Annotated in this window: 2 protein-coding genes and 1 pseudogene; 1 reads left to right on the top strand and 2 read right to left on the bottom strand. The window is 43.0% G+C overall.

The genetic code is table 11. From position 1 onward, the window contains the following. Both LD39_RS06635 and LD39_RS22025 read right to left on the bottom strand, forming a co-directional pair. The coding region (locus tag LD39_RS06635; protein ID WP_035544265.1) for a FadR/GntR family transcriptional regulator at positions 1-649 on the bottom strand (649 nt) is incomplete at its 3' end. A gap of 80 nt (positions 650-729) precedes the next feature. Then, positions 730-1,049 (bottom strand): annotated as a pseudogene (locus tag LD39_RS22025) (L-lactate permease). 269 nt (positions 1,050-1,318) lie between these two features. On the opposite strand from LD39_RS22025, the gene LD39_RS06625 reads away from it, so the two are divergent. Then, positions 1,319-2,313 (top strand): bifunctional 2',3'-cyclic-nucleotide 2'-phosphodiesterase/3'-nucleotidase (locus LD39_RS06625; RefSeq protein ID WP_035544267.1); only part of this gene is annotated, 995 nt, incomplete at its 3' end.

Here is a 2,313-nt window from a genome sequence, read left to right as displayed (position 1 = left end):
CTTCCCGTGCCTTTTCTTCTTCCTGCGATTCAATGGCATCCATAATTCGTTTATGTTCCTGTAAAAGTCTTTCCGTTCCATCATTCGTATGAAGCAGCTTGCGGGTTTCTCGCATCGCCTGCACCATGATCTCCGAGACGCTGTTCATCAAATTAATCAACATTTGGTTATGACTCGCTCGGACTAACGCCATATGAAAAGCCAAATCGGCTTGTTCACCCAGCTCGCCATTTCCCTTCGCTTCTTCCATCGCTCTTAAGGCTGCCTTCATGGGTTCTAGATCTTCCTCTGTACGAGAAGCAGCCGCAGAACCTGCTGCCCCAACCTCTAAAATCTGCCGAACCTCAAGCAAATCTTTCATGTCCTCCGCTTTCATTAGAAATGCAACAGAAACCGGTAAGGAGAACCGTGAAGCATCAAAAGCTTTCACATAAGTTCCTTCTCCCTGGCGCATTTCAAGAATGCCCATAGCTCTCAGAGCACTAAGCGCTTCTCGAATCGCTGATCTTCCAACGTTGAAATTCTTTGCGAGTACTTCTACACTGTCGAGTTTATCACCAGACTTCAATGTTCCATTCTTCAATGAATCGAGCAAAGAATCGGCGACTTGTTCATAAATTTTTTTCGTACGGATCGGTTTGTATTCCACGATGCTTCCTCCAACTTCCAAGTCACTTATTAGTTCTTATTTTACTCTAAATGACTCGTCTGCGAAAGGGTAAGCGTTTGCTAAAAAAGGACAGTGATGACTAAAACAGCAAGACCAACGAGCAGGCCGTAAATCAAGGCAGGAAGAATCGTTTTCCGGATGATATCGCCTTCTTTCCCTGATAATCCTACAACAGCTCCCGCTGCCACACGTTATGAACACAAATCATATTTCCTGCTGCAGCCCCGATGGCCTGAAGCGATAAAATCGTATCTTTAGCCAGGACTGTTTCTTCTGCGATGCTGTATTGAATGGGAGAAAAAGTAAGCGTCGACACGGTCGCGCTTCCTGTGATGAAAGCACCAAGCTCTCCTAAATAAGGAGCCGCGAACCCCCACATGGAACCGAATCCGCCCGATAAGATTTGGGGTATGTATTGAGGCATACTGTTTTACACATAGTTTTTATATAAATGCAAAGGTTTTACTAATAGGAGAATCTTACTTACTTCTATTTTCCTAAAGATACCTCTGCCCACCCATGTCCAAAGAACGAATTACTTCTTTTTACAAATTTTTCACAAAAATAAGATGTTTCCTCAATTGAAAACGATTAAAATTGTAATTGTTGATTGTTGTTTTCCATTATTTTCATCAATTACATAGGGGGATGAATATGTTTAAGAAAGCTTTCGCAACGACATTGGCTTTAGGTTTGCTTGTTTCTCCTTTCAGTGGAATGAACCAGCATGCAGAGGCCGCCAGTTCAGATGTTAACCTTCGAATTATGGAAACGACTGATATTCATACGAATATCGTCAATTACGATTACTATAAGGATCAAGTGACCGATCAGTTCGGGCTAGCCAAAACTGCTACACTCATTCATCAAGCTCGTAATGAGGCAGAAAATAGCTTATTGTTCGATAATGGGGACCTCATCCAGGGGAATCCACTTGGAGATTACGTAGCCAAGGTGGACCCTTTACAAGAAGGCGAAACTCACCCCGTTTATAAGGCGATGAACCTTCTTGATTATGAAGCCGGAAATATTGGGAATCATGAGTTCAACTATGGCCTTGACTTTTTGAATACAATTCTCAAGGGTGCGAATTTTCCATACATCAATGCGAACGTTTACGTAGATGATCATGATGATAATCCTACGAATGATGAAAACTACTTTACTCCATATAAAATTCTAGATAAAACGGTGATAGATGAAAGCGGACAAGACCGTCAGCTGAAAGTTGGAGTCATCGGTTTCGTACCTCCTCAAATTATGCAGTGGGACAAAGCGAATCTTGAAGGAAAAGTGATTGCAAAGGATATCGTGGAAACAGCGAAGAAGTTCGTACCTGAGATGGAAGCAAAAGGCGCGGATATCATTGTTGCCATTCCTCACTCCGGTTTCGAAAAAGCGGCTCCAAGCGGAAATGACGAGAATGCGGTCTATTATTTGAGTGAAGTGGATGGAATCGATGCGATTTTGTTCGGACATGCTCATAAAGTCTTCCCTGGCGACAGCAGTTTTGAAGGGATCGCTGAAGTAGATAACCAAAAAGGTACGATTAACGGTGTAGCTTCTGTTGAACCGGGATATTGGGGAGATCATCTTGGAGTGATCGATCTTACTCTGTCAGAAAGCAACGGAGAGTGGCTGGT

The organism is Halobacillus sp. BBL2006, assembly GCF_000786645.1.
Lineage (GTDB): Bacteria > Bacillota > Bacilli > Bacillales > Halobacillaceae > Halobacillus.
Note: the sequence above shows the minus strand (reverse complement) of the source record. Positions and strands in the feature narration are given on the sequence as shown.